16 protein-coding genes are annotated in these 14,669 nt (G+C 71.1%); 5 read left to right on the top strand and 11 right to left on the bottom strand.

Annotated elements, in window-relative coordinates; genetic code table 11:
* Window positions 1–82: 82 nt before the first annotated feature.
* From GGQ83_RS04660 to GGQ83_RS04650, 3 genes are all read left to right on the top strand, one after another.
* The gene (locus GGQ83_RS04660; protein WP_184382411.1) at window positions 83–631 is read left to right on the top strand and encodes a GcrA family cell cycle regulator; all 549 of its coding nucleotides are present in this window, start codon (window positions 83–85) and stop codon (window positions 629–631) included.
* A 52-nt stretch (window positions 632–683) separates the two neighbouring features.
* Window positions 684–1,544 (top strand): DMT family transporter, encoded by an 861-nt coding sequence (locus GGQ83_RS04655; RefSeq protein ID WP_184382410.1) that lies wholly within the window; start codon window positions 684–686, stop codon window positions 1,542–1,544.
* Window positions 1,545–1,653: 109 nt separating this feature from the next.
* A complete protein-coding gene (locus tag GGQ83_RS04650) occupies window positions 1,654–2,967 on the top strand; it encodes a carbohydrate porin (protein ID WP_184382409.1) in 1,314 nt (437 codons plus the stop codon).
* Here the strand turns inward: GGQ83_RS04650 and GGQ83_RS04645 are convergent.
* From GGQ83_RS04645 to GGQ83_RS04595, 11 genes are all read right to left on the bottom strand, one after another.
* Window positions 2,964–4,079, bottom strand: a complete 1,116-nt coding sequence (locus GGQ83_RS04645) for a branched-chain amino acid ABC transporter substrate-binding protein (protein ID WP_184382408.1) — start codon at window positions 4,077–4,079, stop codon at window positions 2,964–2,966. The two genes, GGQ83_RS04650 and GGQ83_RS04645, sit on opposite strands and share 4 nt — an antisense overlap.
* A 196-nt stretch (window positions 4,080–4,275) precedes the next feature.
* Entirely contained in the window at window positions 4,276–4,986 is a 711-nt protein-coding gene (locus GGQ83_RS04640; protein WP_184382407.1) for an ABC transporter ATP-binding protein, read from the bottom strand.
* Window positions 4,983–5,822: an ABC transporter ATP-binding protein gene (locus GGQ83_RS04635; RefSeq protein WP_184382406.1), complete on the bottom strand. Its 840-nt coding sequence runs from the start codon at window positions 5,820–5,822 to the stop codon at window positions 4,983–4,985. Before GGQ83_RS04635 ends, GGQ83_RS04640 begins: the two co-directional genes overlap by 4 nt.
* Window positions 5,822–7,126, bottom strand: coding sequence for a high-affinity branched-chain amino acid ABC transporter permease LivM (gene livM, locus GGQ83_RS04630; protein WP_184382405.1), 1,305 nt, complete (start codon window positions 7,124–7,126; stop codon window positions 5,822–5,824). The genes GGQ83_RS04635 and livM overlap by 1 nt, the downstream gene beginning before the upstream one ends.
* Window positions 7,123–8,037, bottom strand: a complete 915-nt coding sequence (locus GGQ83_RS04625) for an ABC transporter permease subunit (RefSeq protein WP_184382404.1) — start codon at window positions 8,035–8,037, stop codon at window positions 7,123–7,125. The genes livM and GGQ83_RS04625 overlap by 4 nt, the downstream gene beginning before the upstream one ends.
* A 69-nt stretch (window positions 8,038–8,106) precedes the next feature.
* Window positions 8,107–8,496, bottom strand: coding sequence for a DsrE family protein (locus tag GGQ83_RS04620; protein ID WP_184382403.1), 390 nt, complete (start codon window positions 8,494–8,496; stop codon window positions 8,107–8,109).
* Complete coding sequence (locus GGQ83_RS04615) at window positions 8,493–9,296, bottom strand: HesA/MoeB/ThiF family protein (protein WP_184382402.1); 804 nt, start codon at window positions 9,294–9,296, stop codon at window positions 8,493–8,495. The genes GGQ83_RS04620 and GGQ83_RS04615 overlap by 4 nt, the downstream gene beginning before the upstream one ends.
* A 6-nt stretch (window positions 9,297–9,302) precedes the next feature.
* Entirely contained in the window at window positions 9,303–9,749 is a 447-nt protein-coding gene (gene dut / locus GGQ83_RS04610; RefSeq protein WP_184382401.1) for a dUTP diphosphatase, read from the bottom strand.
* A gap of 78 nt (window positions 9,750–9,827) precedes the next feature.
* The gene (gene coaBC, locus GGQ83_RS04605; protein ID WP_184382400.1) at window positions 9,828–11,009 is read right to left on the bottom strand and encodes a bifunctional phosphopantothenoylcysteine decarboxylase/phosphopantothenate--cysteine ligase CoaBC; all 1,182 of its coding nucleotides are present in this window, start codon (window positions 11,007–11,009) and stop codon (window positions 9,828–9,830) included.
* A gap of 2 nt (window positions 11,010–11,011) precedes the next feature.
* Complete coding sequence (locus GGQ83_RS04600) at window positions 11,012–12,355, bottom strand: glutamate--cysteine ligase (protein WP_184382399.1); 1,344 nt, start codon at window positions 12,353–12,355, stop codon at window positions 11,012–11,014.
* On the bottom strand, window positions 12,333–13,097 hold the full coding sequence (locus GGQ83_RS04595; RefSeq protein ID WP_184382398.1) for an RsmE family RNA methyltransferase: 765 nt from the start codon (window positions 13,095–13,097) through the stop codon (window positions 12,333–12,335). Before GGQ83_RS04595 ends, GGQ83_RS04600 begins: the two co-directional genes overlap by 23 nt.
* On the opposite strand from GGQ83_RS04595, the gene ubiA reads away from it, so the two are divergent.
* Both ubiA and GGQ83_RS04585 read left to right on the top strand, forming a co-directional pair.
* The gene (ubiA, locus tag GGQ83_RS04590; RefSeq protein WP_184382397.1) at window positions 13,090–14,025 is read left to right on the top strand and encodes a 4-hydroxybenzoate octaprenyltransferase; all 936 of its coding nucleotides are present in this window, start codon (window positions 13,090–13,092) and stop codon (window positions 14,023–14,025) included. The two genes, GGQ83_RS04595 and ubiA, sit on opposite strands and share 8 nt — an antisense overlap.
* Window positions 14,022–14,666, top strand: coding sequence for a class I SAM-dependent methyltransferase (locus GGQ83_RS04585; protein ID WP_184382396.1), 645 nt, complete (start codon window positions 14,022–14,024; stop codon window positions 14,664–14,666). The genes ubiA and GGQ83_RS04585 overlap by 4 nt, the downstream gene beginning before the upstream one ends.
* Window positions 14,667–14,669 lie beyond the last annotated feature (3 nt).

The raw sequence follows: 14,669 nt of genomic DNA, 5'->3' as shown, positions 1-14,669 counted from the left end.
TGCCGACTCGGGACAATCCAGTGCTTGTAGGTCAATAGTCCGCTTTGCTACATCATCTGGTATTCAGCCAAGGGGCATCCAGATGGATTGGACGTCGGAAGCGATCGAGCGCCTTCGCGCGCTGTGGTCCGAAGGGCATTCCACCGCGGAGATCGGGCGCCGCATGGGCGTCTCGAAAAATTCCGTTGTGGGTAAGGCGCACCGCCTGCAATTGCCCGCGCGGCCAAGCCCCATCCGGCGCGACCCCGCCGCCGCGCGCCCCGTCGCGGCCGGCCGCCGCCCCACGCTGCCGCCGCTGCGCGTGGTGGCCGCCGCCCCGCCCGTGGCGCCGGTGCCGGCCGCCGTGATGGCCGCGCCCGCCGCCACCCCCATGCCCCCGCGCCCGGAGGCGCGCCGGCCCGAGCCGCGCGTGGCCGAGATGCCCGCCGCCCTCGGCGCGCCCAAGCCCGCCAATGTGCTGCGGCCCTTCGCCCGTGCCAGCGCGCGCAGCTGCTGCTGGCCGATCGGCGAGCCCGGCACGCCCGGCTTCCGCTTCTGCACGGCGGAATCCCTGAACGGGAAGCCCTATTGCGCCGAGCACGCGGCCGTCGCCTATGTCCGCGTGAAGGACCGGCGCGAGGACGCGGCGTAACACGCCAGGCTTCATGGTCCGGCGCGCAGGCCGCGCCGGATAAAGGCCCCTGATGGACCGGCCCCTTCACGGCGTGGCGCTGCAACTCGCGGCACTCATGCTCTTCGTGGTGATGGACACGCTGTTCAAGCTGCTGTCCGACTTCCACGCCGTGCAGCTGGCCTGGGCCCGCTTCACCTTCTCGGCGCTCGCGGTCGCCATCACGCTGCGGCTGGTCATGGGCCGCCTGCCCTGGCGCTCCCGCGCGCCGGGCTTGCAGGTGCTGCGATCGCTGCTGCTGCTGGGCTGCACGCTGACCTTCACCGAGGCGCTGGCGCATATCCCCATCGCGGATGCCACGGCCGTGGGCTTCGCCTCGCCGCTCATCACGGTCGCACTCGCGGCGGTGTTGCTGCGCGAACCGGTGGGCTGGCGGCGCTGGGCGGGGGTGGCCATCGGCTTCGTGGGGGTGATGATCGCGGTGCGGCCGCCCTTCCTGACGGGCGAGGCGCTGCACTGGGCCTATCTGCTGCCGCTGTGCACCGCCACCATGTTCGCCTTCTACCAGATCCTGACGCGGCGCCTGGCCAAGCTGGATGACCCGCGCACCACCATCATGCACACGGCCATCGCCGCCGCCCTGGCCGCCAGCCTGCTGCAGCCCTTCGTCTTCATGCCGCCCGCGCCGATCGAGTGGGTGGGGCTGGTGATGGTGGGGCTGCTGGGCGCGCTGAGCCACGGGCTGCTGGTGCTGGCCTATGCGCGGGCGCCGGCCAGCCTGCTGGCGCCGCTCTCCTACAGCCAGCTCATCTGGGCGATGCTGGCGGGCATCCTGGTCTTTGCCGACTGGCCGGACCTGTTCACGCTGGTGGGGGCGGCGGTGATCGCGGCGGGCGGCATCCTGATCGCGCTGCCACGGCGGGCGGCCGCCTGAGGGGCCAACGCCCATCAGGCGCCGGGCCCCTCCGGACCCATGCCCGCTGGTCGTCAGGAGCACTTCATGTTATAATATAACAATACCTGAACATATGTAGGGTCGTTCAATGTTTCGCTGCCTCCCCGCTGCGCTGCTGGCCCCGCTGCTGGCCTTCTCCACCGCCCATGCCCATGGCGACAATGGCTGCGAGGAGGGCCTGGCCCTCACCCCTGGCCTCTGCGCCAGCGTCCAGGGCACCCTCGACACGGTGGGCGTTGCCACCGGCGGGGTGCGGCGCGGCGTCTCGGCCGTGGGCCAGGTGCGGCTGGGGCTGACGGCGGATTTCGGCGTGCTGGTGGGGCTGGATGGCTGGCGCGGCCATGCCAGCGCCATGGGCATCTGGGGCCGCCAGCCCACGCTGGACCGGGTGGGCAGCCTGGCACCCGCCAGCAACATCGAGGCGCTGACCACCTTCCGCCTGTTCGAGTTGTGGCTGGAGCGCGACCTCTTCGGCCTTGGCTCCTTCCGCTTCGGCCAACTGGCGGCCGACAGCGAATTCGCCACCGCCAGCGCGGCCGAGCACCTGGTCAACGGCACCTTCGGCTGGCCGGTGGCACTGGCCGGCGCCCTGCCCTCGGGCGGGCCGGCCTATCCGTTGGCGACACCCGGCCTGCGCCTCGCCCTGGGCGACCCGGAGGACGCGACGGGGTTCCGCATCGGCGTCTTCTCGGGCGATCCGGGCGGGCGGTATCTCGCGGATGCGGACCCGCAGCGCCACAACCGCCATGGGCTGAACTTCAGCACCCGCGGCGGCGCCTTCCTCATGGCCGAGGCCGTCACGGGCGGCAGCGCGCCCGAGGCCCACACCCCGCGCCCCTGGGCGGTGAAGCTGGGCGGCTGGTACCACACCGCGCGCTTCGACGATGTGCGACGGGATGAGATCGGCCTCTCCCTGGCGGACCCGGACAGCAGCGGCCAGCCCCGCCGCCGCGCGGGCAACTACGGCGGCTATGCCGTGGCCGAGGCGGTGGTCTGGCGCGGCGAGGGGCAGCATGTCGCGGTCTTCGCGCGCGGCTTCGCCCAGCCCGGGGATCGCAACGCCGTCTCCCTGCAACTGGATGCGGGCCTGGCCTGGAGCGGGCCCTTCGGGCGCGAGGCGGATACGCTTTCGGTCGGCGTCTCGCACGCACGGATCGGCGCACGGTCGCGCCGCCTGGACCGCGACCTGATCGCCTTCGGCGAGGACCGCCCCGTGCGGAGCCACGAGACGGTGCTGGAGGTGAACTACAACCTCTCGGTCATCGAGGACCGGCTGGCGGTGCGGCCCTTCGTGCAGGCCATGTTCAACCCCGCCGCCGGCGAACCGGACACCCGCCGCAGCAACACGCGCGCCCTGCCGGACGCGGTGCTGCTGGGGCTGCGGCTGACCGCTGGATTTTAGGAGATTTCGGCGTAGGCCCCGTTGCTCCAGCGGTAGAAGACGTAGTCGGGCTCGGTCGGGTCGCCCTTGTCGGTGAAGCTGATCGGGCCCAGCACCGATTGCCACGGCCCGCCCGACTTCAGCGTGGCGGCGATGCGGCGCGGGTCATCGGCATTGGTGCGCGCCATGGCCGCCGCCCAGATCTGCATCGCGGCGTAGGTGTAGAGAACGTAGCCTTCCGGATCCACGTTGCGGGCGCGGAAACGGGCCACCACCTCGGCCGCCGTGGGGCGCCGGCGGGGGTCGGAGGCGAAGGTCATCAGCGTGCCCTCGCCCGCCGGGCCCGCGATCTGCCAGAACTCGTTCGTCACGAGCGCATCGCCGCCGATGAGGGTCAGGTTCAGCCCGCGCTCGCGCGCCTGGCGCAGGATGAGGCCGCTCTCGGTGTGGTAGCCGCCGATGTAGAGCACCTGGATGTTCGCCGCCTGCAGGCGCGAGACGATGGCGTTGTAGTCGCGCTCACCGGGCGTGTAGGCGGCGAAGATCTCCTCCTGCTTGCCGGCCGCGTTCATCGCCTTCTTGGTCTCCTCCGCGAGGCCGCGGCCATAGGCGGAGTTGTCGTGCAGGATGGCGACGCGCTGGTTGCCCATCTGCCGCGCGATGTGGGTGCCCGCCACCATGCCCTGCTGGTCGTCGCGGCCACAGACGCGGAAGGTGTTCCACTTGCCCTCCTCGGTGAAGCGCGGGTTGGTGGAGGCCGGGCTCATCATCAGCACGCCCTCCTCCGCATAGACGTCGCGCGCCGGGATGGAGGAGCCGGAGCAGAAATGCCCCGCGATGAAGCGCACGCGGCGCGAGGCGAGCTGGTTGGCCACGCTCACCGCCTGGCGCGGGTCGCAGGCATCGTCGCCGATTTCCAGCGCCAGTTGGCGCCCCAGCACGCCGCCGGCGGCGTTGAGGTCGGCCACCGCGGCCTCGGCGCCCACGCGAAGCTGCGTGCCGAAGGCGGCATACTGGCCCGTCATGGGCCCCACCGAGGCCACGCGGATGGGGCCCGACTGCGCCTGGACGAGGGAGGGCGCCGAGAGCGCCGCCGCACCCGTGGCGCCGAGCAGGACACGTCTGTTGAACATGAGTTCCTCCTGGATGGGGCCTTGCTGGCCCGTGGTGAAAGGCTAGTCGAAGCGCGGCGCGCGGGGGAACAGGAAAGCTTCGGGAGCGCGATCCGCGCAGGCGGAATCGCCGGAGCGGTGAATCGCCCTCCCGGCAACGTAGCGCGATCCGCGAAGGCGGAATCGCCGAAGCGGTGAATCGCCCTCCCGGCAAAGCCTAATGCCCGCCCAGATAGGCCTCGCGCACCTCGGGCCGCGCCAGCAATTCGGCGCCCGTGCCCGCCATGGTGATCTGCCCCGTGACGAGCACGTAGCCGCGATGGGCCAGGCGCAGCGCCTGGTTCGCGTTCTGCTCCACCAGCAGCACGGTCAGGCCCTCCTCCTGGTTCAGGCGGCGGATGGTGTCGAAGATCATCCGCACGATCAGCGGGGCGAGGCCGAGCGAGGGCTCGTCCAGCAGCAGCAGGCGCGGGCGCGACATCAGCGCGCGGCCGATGGCGAGCATCTGCTGCTCCCCGCCCGAAAGCGTGCCGCCGCGCTGCGCCTGGCGTTCGTGCAGGCGGGGGAAGATGGCGAAGACGCGCTCCAGCTCCGGCGCGGGGTCGTGGCCCGCCACCTGCGCGCCGATCAGCAGGTTCTCGCGCACCGTCATGCGCGGGAAGATGCGCCGTCCCTCCGGCGCCTGGGCGAGGCCGAGCTGCATGATCTCGTGGGTGGGCATCTGCGTGATGTCGCGCCCCTCGAAGCTGATGCGGCCCGAACGCGCGCGCGGGTCGCCGCACAGCGTCATCAGCAGGGTGGACTTGCCCGCGCCATTGGCGCCGATCAGCGTCACGATCTCGCCGGGATGGACCTCGATGGAAACGCCCTTCAGCGCCTGCACCGCGCCATAGCCGGCGGTGACATTGTCCAGGTGCAGCATGGTCATGGCGCGGCCTCGGCGGGCACTTCGTCCTCGTCGCCCTCGCCCAGATAGGCGGCGATGACGCGCGGGTCGGCGCGCACCTCGGCGGGCGTGCCATCGGCGATCTTCTTGCCGTGGTCCAGCACCACCACGCGGTCGGAGATGCCCATCACGACGCCCATGTCATGCTCGATCAGCAGCAGGGAACAGGGCGGCTCGCCCTCGGCGGCCTCCCCGTCGCGGATGGCGCGCAGCAGCCGTGCGAGGTCCACCGATTCGCGCGGGTTCAGCCCCGCCGCGGGCTCGTCCAGGCAGAGCAGCAAAGGCGAGGTGCACATGGCCCGCGCGATCTCCAGCCGCCGCTGCTGGCCATAGGGCAGCGCGCCGGCGGGATCGTCCGCACGCTCGATCAGGCCCGTGGCCTCCAGCCAGCGTGTCGCGCGCGCGATGGCCGCACGTTCCGCCGCCGGATAGCCCGAAAGGCCCAGGATGGCGCCGATGGCGAAGCCCGAGGCGCGCATCAGCGGCCGGTGCTGCGCCACCAGCAGATTCTCCAGCGCCGTCATGCCGGGAAAGAGGCGAATGTTCTGGAAGGTGCGCGCGATGCCCGCGCGCGCGATGTCGTGGCCCTGCAGCTTCTGCAATTCCGTGGCGCGGCCGTCGCGGTGCAGGCGCAGCCGGCCGGAGGTGGGGCGATAGAAGCCCGTGATGCAGTTGAACACCGTGGTCTTGCCCGCGCCATTGGGGCCGATGACGGCGGTGATGTCGCCCGCATGCGCGGTGAAGCTGACCTCATCCACCGCCTTGAGGCCGCCGAAGCGCATGGAGAGCGCGTCCACCTCCAGGATGGGGGCCGCCATCAGCCGCGCCCCTCGGCCACATGCTCGCTGCCGATGCGGCGGCGTTCGCGCAGCACCACCGTGGGCTGGCGGCTGCCCACCAGGCCGCGCGGGCGCCACACCATGATCAGCACCATGGCGGCGCCGAAGACCAGCATCCGCCATTCCTCCAGGTCGCGGAACAGCTCGAAGCCGCCGATCATGACGATGGCCGCGATGGCGACGCCGATCTGGCTGCCCAGCCCGCCCAGCACGACAATGGCGAGGATGATGGCGCTCTCGATGAAGGTGAAGCTCTCGGGGCTGATGAAGCCCTGGCGCGTGGCGAAGAAGGCTCCGGCGAAGCCGCCGAACATCGCGCCGATCATGAAGGCGGAGAGCTTGGTGTTGCGGATGTTGATGCCGAGGCTGCGGCAGGCGATCTCGTCCTCGCGCATCGCCTCCCAGGCGCGGCCCAGCGGCTGCTTGCGGATGCGGATGGAGACCCAGTTGGTCAGCATCGCGAGTGCGAGGATCAGGTAATAGAGGAAGATGACGCGGTGCACCGGCGAGGGTTCGATGCCGAAGAAGCCCGCGAAGGTGCCGGGGCCGCCCTCCATGGAGAAGGGCAGGCCGAAGAAGGACGGCCGCGGGATGCCGGAGATGCCGTTCGAACCGCCCGTCAGCGACACCCAGTTCAGCAGCACGATGCGGATGATCTCGCCGAAGGCCAGCGTGACGATGGCGAGATAATCGCCCCGCAGCCGCAGCACCGGAAAGCCCAGCAGGATGCCCCAGAAGGCGGCGAGGATGCCCGCCAGCGGCAGGCACAGCCAGAAGGAGAAGCCGAAATACTGCGCCAGCAGCGCATAGGAATAGGCGCCGACCGCATAGAAGGCGACGTAGCCGAGGTCGAGCAGGCCAGCCAGGCCCACCACGATGTTCAGCCCCCAGCCCAGCATGATGTAGGTCAGCACCAGGATGCCGAGGTCCAGCTCATAGCGCCCGATCCCCGGGATGGCCGGCAGCAGCAGGGCCACGCCCAGCAGCACCGGCCCCAGGATGCGCGCGAGGAAGGCCGCCTGGGTGGCGAAGCGGCCGGGCTTCGACAAATCCGCCATGGCCGCCCGCGCCTCGCGCCGCGCGAGAAAGATGTGCATCGCGAGGCGCCCGGCCATGACGAGGCCCACGATGATGGCCACATCCGTCCAGCGCGTGCGGATGAACAGCGCGCCGGTGGGCGAGACATCCGTCCGCAGCCCCACCAGCGGCGCGAAGAGGCCGAGCGCGACGAGCCCGGCCAGCAGCATGTCCTTCAGCGCCGCCTGGGGGTCGAGGCCCTTCATACCTTCTCGACCTCGGCGCGGCCGAGCAGCCCGGTCGGCATGAAGATCAGCACGATGGCGAGGATGGCGAAGGTGGCCACGTCCTTGTAGGCCACGCTGAAATAGGCGGACCAGAAGGTCTCGATCAGCCCGATCAACAGGCCCCCCAGCACCGCCCCGGGCAAGGAGCCGATGCCGCCGAGAACGGCCGCCGTGAAGGCTTTCACCCCGGCCAGGAAGCCGATGTAGAAATCAATCACGCCATAGCGCAGCAGGTACATCATGCCCGCGACGGACGCGAGCGCCGCGCCGATCACGAAGGTGATGCTGATGACGCGGTCCGTGTTGATGCCGAGAAGCTGCGCCATCCGCCGATCCTGCTCGCAGGCGCGCATGGATCGGCCGAGTGCGGTGCGCGTCACCAGCCAGGTGAAGACCGCCAGCACCGCCAGCGTGACCAGCACGATGACCAGCTGCATCCAGCTCACCTGCACGACGAAGGTGCCCTCCGTCATCACCGTGAAGCCACCGGGCACGATGGGTTCCAGCGGCTTCACCCGCGCCCCCTGCGCCACCTGCACATAGTTCTGCAGCACGATGGACATGCCGATGGCGGAGATCAGCGGCGCCAGCCGGAAGGACCCGCGCAGCGGGCGATAGGCCACGCGCTCCACCGTCCAGCCATAGAGGGCGGTGACGCACATCGAGACCAGCAGCACCAGCATGATGGCGCCCGGCCCCTCCATGATCCCGCCCGAGAGCAGCAGCACGATGGTGATCAGCGCCACGAAGGCGCCCACCATGAAGATGTCGCCATGGGCGAAGTTGATCATGCCGATGATGCCGTAGACCATGGTGTAGCCCACGGCGATGAGGCCGTAGATCATTCCCAGGGCCACACCATTGATCAGCTGTTGCAGCGCGTAGGCCAAGTTCTCACCCCCCGGTGGGTTTCTTGCCGGAAGGCTGCCGCATCGGCCCGTGGCGGCGCAAGCCTGGGATTACAAGGTGACGATCTGGCCTGGCCCCACGGCGGCGAGAAAGGTCACGATTCCCGCGAGCTCCACGCCGGGCGCGAGTGGCGCCTCCTGCAGGCCTTCGGCGCGCAGGCCGGATTCGCAGACGATGCGGCGCAGGCCCAGCGCCTCGGCCGCTTCCAGCAATTCGGCAAGCGTGGCAACGCCCGCTTCCGCCAACATCGCTTCGCGCGCATCAAGCAACAGGGGGTTGTCGGCCAGGAGGGCGCGGCATCCGGCATTGGTGGCGAAGAGCGTCACCTCGCGGCCGATGGCGGCGGCGGCGGTGGCGACCATCAGCGCGTAATGCGCGCGTTCATGCCCGCCCGAGATCAGCAGCACGCCCATGCTGGGTTGGATGGGGGGGGCGCTCATGGCGCTTCATGCGCCGAGAGGTCATGGATGGTGGCGTGCTCGCCGCACAGCGCGCAGCCCGGGTCGCGCCTCAGGCGCACCGTGCGGAAGCGCGCATCCAGCGCGTCCCACAGCAGTAGGCGGCCGGACATGCCCTCGCCCACCTCCATGATGAGCTTCAGCACCTCGGTGGCTTGCAGCGTGCCCATCACGCCCACCACGGCGCCCAGCACGCCGGCCTCGGAGCAACTGGGCACAAGGCCGGGTGGCGGCATCTCGGGGTTCAGGCAACGGTGGCAGGGATGCGGCGCGCCCTCATGCGCGCGGAACACCGAAAGCTGGCCCTCGAAGCGCAGCACGGCTGCACTCACCAGCGGCTTGCCCAGCAGGTGGCAGGCATCGCCCAGCAGGAAGCGGGTGGGGAAGTTGTCGGTGCCGTCGCAGATCACGTCGTAGCGGGGGATCAGTTCGCGCGCGGCGGTGGCGTCCATGCGGCGGGGATGGAGTTCCAGCGTCACCTCGGGGTTCAGGCCCCGCAGCGCCTCGGCCGCACTGTCCACCTTGCGCTGGCCGATGCGCGCGGTGCTGTGCGCGATCTGCCGTTGCAGGTTGGACAGTTCCAACACGTCATGGTCCACCAGCCCCAACGTGCCCACGCCGGCGGCGGCGAGATACATGGCCAGCGGCGACCCCAGCCCCCCCGCGCCCACGATCAGCACCCGCGCCGCACGCAGCCTGGCCTGGCCGATGGCGCCCACCTCGCGCAGCAGGATGTGCCGGGAGTAACGCTGGAGTTCGTCCTCGGTGAAATCGAGATTCATGGCGGCTCAGCCCGTGGAACCGAAGCCGCCGGTGCCGCGCCGCGTCTCGGGCAGCACCACCACCTCCTCGAAGCCGGCGCGCGTCACGGGCGCGAAGACGGCCTGGGCGATGCGGTCACCCCGCGCGATGGCGAAGGGCGCATCACCGGTGTTGATCAGGATGACGCCGACCTCGCCGCGATAATCCGCGTCCACCGTGCCGGGCGCGTTCAGCACGGTCACGCCATGCTTGAGTGCCAGGCCGGAGCGCGGGCGCACCTGCATCTCGTAGCCCTCGGGCAGCGCGATGGCGAGGCCGGTCGGCACCAGGGCGCGCCCGCCGGGCGGCAGCGTCAGGTCGCGCGCGGCCAGCAGGTCCATGCCCGCCGCGCCCTCGGTGGCATAGGCGGGCAGCGGCAGATCGGCGCCGTGCGGCAGGCGCTGCACGAGGACGTTGATGCGCGGCTGATTCACGTCTCGCTCCGCTCGACGATCAGGCGCGGGTTGATGCGCGGCTGATTCACGTCTCGCTCCGCTCGACGATCAGGCGCGTCATGCCAGTGCCTCCGCCACGCGCGCGGCGAGGCGGGCGGCCACCTCCTCCTTCGGCGCGCGCGGCCAGTCTTCCACGCCGGATGCGGTGACGAGGTGGACGGCGTTCTCCGCGCCCCCCATCACATCGCCGGACACGTCATTGGCCACGATCCAGTCGCAGCCCTTGCGCGCCAGCTTGTCCCGCGCGTGCGCCACCACCTTCTCCGTCTCCGCGGCGAAACCCACCACCAGGCGCGGGCGCTGCGCGTGGCACGACAGGGTGGCGAGAATGTCCGGGTTCAGCGCCATGGCGAGCGTGGGCGCCGCGGCACCCGGTTCCTTCTTCATCTTCTGCCCGGCCTCCGCCGCCACGCGCCAATCGGCCACGGCGGCGGCGCAGATGACGGCGTCGGCGGGGAGTGCCGCTTCGCAGGCGGCCAGCATCTCGCGCGCCGTCTGCACGCGGCGGACCGTCACGCCCGCCGGGTCCGGCACCTGCACGGGGCCGCTGACCAGCGTGACGCGCGCACCGAGCCGGGCAAGCGCGGCCGCGATGGCATGGCCCTGCCTGCCGCTGCTGCGGTTGGCGATGTAGCGCACGGGGTCTATCGGCTCATGCGTGGGCCCGCTGGTCACCAGCACATGGCGCCCCGACAAAGGCCCGCCCGCCAGCACGGCGCGGATTTCAGCGGCGATGGCATCGGGTTCCATCAGGCGTCCGGCGCCGCTCTCCGGCTCGGCCATGGCGCCCTCCACGGGGCCGGCGAAGCGCACGCCGCGCGCGGCCAGCAGCGCCATGTTCGCACGCGTGGCCGGGTGTTCCCACATGGCCGGGTTCATGGCCGGCGCCACCAGCACCGGCGCGCGGGTGGCGAGCAGGATGCAGCCCGCCAGGTCATCGGCCAGGCCATGCGCCATCTGCGCCAGGCGGTTCGCGGAAGCGGGCACCACCGCCACCAGCTCCGCCCAGCGCGCCAGGCGGATATGGCCGATCTCGGCCTCGGCGGCCCAGAGGTCGTCCTGCACCGCCTCGCCCGTGATGGCGGCCAGCGATTCCTTCGTGACGAAGCGCGCGCCCGCCGCCGTCAGCACCGCGCGCACCGTGGCGCCCTCGGCGCGCAGCAGCCGCGCCAGCATCAGCGCCTTGAACCCCGCGACGCTGCCCGAGACGACCAGCAGGATCCGGCGACCGTGCAGCATGGTCACATCTCGCAGAAAGGCAGGGCCTGGGCGGCATCACCCGCCCAGGGGCCGTGGTAGAGCTGGAGGATGCGGTCGGCCTGCGTCATGCCGCTTTCCGCGATCTCCCACAGGGGCGCGAGATAGGCCTCCTCGCCCAGGCCGCGCGCGCGCAACCCGTCGGCGCTGATGGCCAGCACCTCGCGCGCCACGTCGCGCAACTCGCGTCCCGCGATGCGCGCCTGGAGGGCCTGCTGCGGCACCTCGGCGCGCATGGCCATGATCTCGTCCAGCGTCCAGCTGCGGGTCAGCGCGCGCGCGGCCTTCTGCGCGGCGTCGTCATAGAGCAGCCCCACCCAGAAGGCGGGCTTGGCCAGCACCATGGCGGCGCTGCCGGAATCGGCGCCGCGCATCTCCAGGAATTTCTTGAGGCGCACCTCGGTGAAGACGGTGGTCACGTGGTCGGCCACGTCGCCCATGGTGGCGGGGATGCCGCGCAGGGCCTCCACGCGGCCGGCCATGAAGTCGCGGAAGGACGCACCCGCCACGTCGTGCAGGATGCCGTCGCGCGCCACGAAATACATGGGCACGTCCAGCACATATTCCGCGAAACGCTCGAAGCCGAAGCCCTCCTCGAAGACGCAGGCGGGGATGCCGGTGCGGTCGGGGTCGGTGTCGGTCCAGACGCGGCCGCGCAGCGACTTGAAGCCGGAGGGCGTGCCCTCCAGCAGCGGCGAGGAGGCGAAGAGCGCCGTGGCCAGCGGCTGTAGCGCCAGAGAGACGCGCAGCTTCTCCACCATGTCGGCCTCGTCGCCGAAGTCGAGGTTCACCTGCACGGTGCAGGTCCGCAGCATCATGTCGAGGCCGAGGCCGCCTTTCAGCGGCATGTAGCGGCGCATGATCTTGTAGCGGGACTTGGGCATCCAGGGCATCGCCTCGCGCGTCGCCACCGGGTGGAAGCCCATGCCGGCGAAGCCGAGGCCCAGCGGCGCCGCGATCTCGTGCACGTCGCGCAGATGCGCGGCCAGTTCCAGGCGCGTCTCGTGCAGGGTCTGCGTCGGCGCACCGGACAGCTCGAACTGCCCGCCCGGCTCCAGGCTGACCGATTCGCCATCCCGCGTCAGGCCGATGACGTTCCCGGCATCGGTGATGGGCGCCCAGCCCTTGGCCTGGATGCCCTCCAGCATGGCCTGGATGCCCTGGTCCTCGTAGCTGGGCGGCGTGCCACCCTGGCGGCGGAAGCCGAACTTCTCGTGCTCCGTGCCGATGCGCCAGGCGTCGCGCGGCTTGGAGCCGGCGGCGAACCACTCCGCCAACTGACGCGCGTGGGTGATCGGCGTCGGGTCAGCCTGGCCGGGGTTGGACATGCGGTGCTCGTGTTCCTGATGCGTCAGGCGGGTGGTCGAGCGAGAGGGACATCGCCGACAGACCCGCCACCAGCGCCGTCTCCGCGCGGAGGATGCGCGGCCCGAGCGAGGCCAGTGAAACAAAGGGCCGCCGGGCCAGATCGTCAAGTTCGGCCCGTTCAAAGCCGCCCTCCGGGCCGACCAGGAAGGCACAAGGCGCTGACAGTCCTGGCAAAAATTCCAGCAGGGGGCGGGACTCGCGGCGTTCGGCGGCCACCAGCAGGGGCGCGCCGTCCCAGGCGTCCAGCACGGCATGGAGCGGGCGGGCGGGGTCCACGACCGGAACCGACAGGCGCTCACATTGTTCGGCGGCACCCCGGGCGATGGTGGCCAGGCGTTCGGTCTTGCCGCCCTCGGCCACGCAGCGGCGGGTCAGCACGGGGATGATGCGCGTCGCACCCAGTTCCGTGGCCTTCTCGACGGCCCAGCCCATGGCGTCGCGCTTGAGGCCGGCGATCAGGGCGCGCAATTCGGGCTCCACCACGGGTTCGCGCCGCCGGGGGCCGATCCGCACCGCGCCGCGTTCCTTCCGCAGGGCGGTGAGTTCCGCCTCGAACTCGCCATCGGTGGCGTTGAAGGCGCGCAGGGCGGCACCCGGCGCGCGGCGCAGCACCACGCCCAGATGATGCGCCTGGGCGGGGGTGAGGGCGCATTCCGCGCCCTCCGCCAGCGCCTGTTCCATGTGGACCCGAGGGATGGACATGGCCCGATGTGCCGTGCTGCATGGCGCCGTGCAAGGCTACACCGACATCCGAACCCAGGGTTGGGTCGCGCATCTACCCGCGTCCTGGCGGCCCTATGCGCTGCTGATGCGCGCCGACCGGCCCATCGGCACCTGGCTGCTGTTTCTGCCGGGGCTGTGGGGGATCGCGCTGCTGGCGCCCTCCTGGGGCTTCGGCCTGTGGCTGGCCTTCCTGTTCCTGCTGGGCGCCTTCGTGATGCGCGGGGCGGGCTGCGTGGTGAACGATTTGTGGGACCGCGACATTGACGCGAAGGTGGAGCGCACGCGGGGCCGGCCGCTCGCTTCAGGCGCCGTCACGCCGCGGCAGGCGGTGGCCTTCCTCGCACTTCTCTGCACCATCGGGCTGGTGGTGCTGCTGCAACTCTCGGCCACCGCCATCTGGCTGGGCGTGCTGTCGCTGCTGCCCATCCTGCTCTACCCGGCGGCCAAGCGCGTGACGGACTACCCGCAGCTTGTACTGGGCTTCACCTTCGGCTGGGGCGCGGTGATGGGGCCGGCGGCGGCCTCGGGCGGGCTGGGGTGGGAGGTGCTGCCGCTCTACGCGGCCACCATCCTCTGGATTCTCGGCTACGACACCATCTACGCGCACCAGGACCGCGAGGATGACGCGATGCTGGGCATCGGCTCCACCGCGCTGAAGTTCGGCGAGCGCACGCGCCCCTTCCTCGCCGCCTGCTATGCCGGGACGGTGGCGCTGCTGGCGCTGACCGGGGCGGTGGCGGGGCTTTCCGCGTGGTATTACGTGGCCCTGCTGGTCCCGGCGGGGATGCTGGCCTGGCAGATCCGCGCGCTGGACATCCATGATCCCGCGCGCTGCCTCGCGCTGTTCAAGTTCAACCGCGAGGTGGGCTTCGCCGTGGCGCTGGCCATGCTGGTCGGCCGGGTTTGAACGCCGAGGGCTTCATCACGGCGCAGACCACCATCGGCGTGGCCCCCCTGGTGCCCGAAATCCGGCTGCACCTGGCCAGCGAGATCACCCCCATCTGGCACGCCAGCGAGGAATTCCTGGCGCAAACGGGCATCGAGCCCCCCTTCTGGGCCTTCGCCTGGCCGGGCGGGCAGGCCCTGGCGCGCAGCATCCTCGACGCGCCCGAACGGGTGCGCGGGCGGCGGGTGCTGGATTTCGCGGCGGGCTGCGGCATCGCCGCCATCGCCGCCGCCCAGGCCGGCGCGGCACAGGTCGAGGCCGCCGAGATTGACCCCATGGCGGTCGCCGCCATCCGCCTGAACGCCGTGCTGAACGGCGTGTCCGTGACCGCGCTGGACCGCGACGTGGTGGGTGATCCGCCCCGTTGGGACGTCATCCTGGCCGGCGATGTCTGCTACGAGGCGCCGATGACCGCCCATATCCTGCCCTGGCTGCGCGCCATGGCGGCGGCGGGCGTCGAGGTCTGGCTGGCCGATCCGGGCCGCGCCTATCTCCCGCGCGAGGGGCTGGAACCCCTCTCCCGCCACGCCGTGCCGACCTCCCTGGAACTGGAGGATCGCACGCTGCGCGAAGTCACCATCGCCCGATTGCTGCCTTCTTGACGC

Origin of the sequence: Roseococcus suduntuyensis, assembly GCF_014196305.1 — a bacterium.
GTDB lineage: Bacteria > Pseudomonadota > Alphaproteobacteria > Acetobacterales > Acetobacteraceae > Roseococcus > Roseococcus suduntuyensis.
Note: the sequence above shows the minus strand (reverse complement) of the source record. Positions and strands in the feature narration are given on the sequence as shown.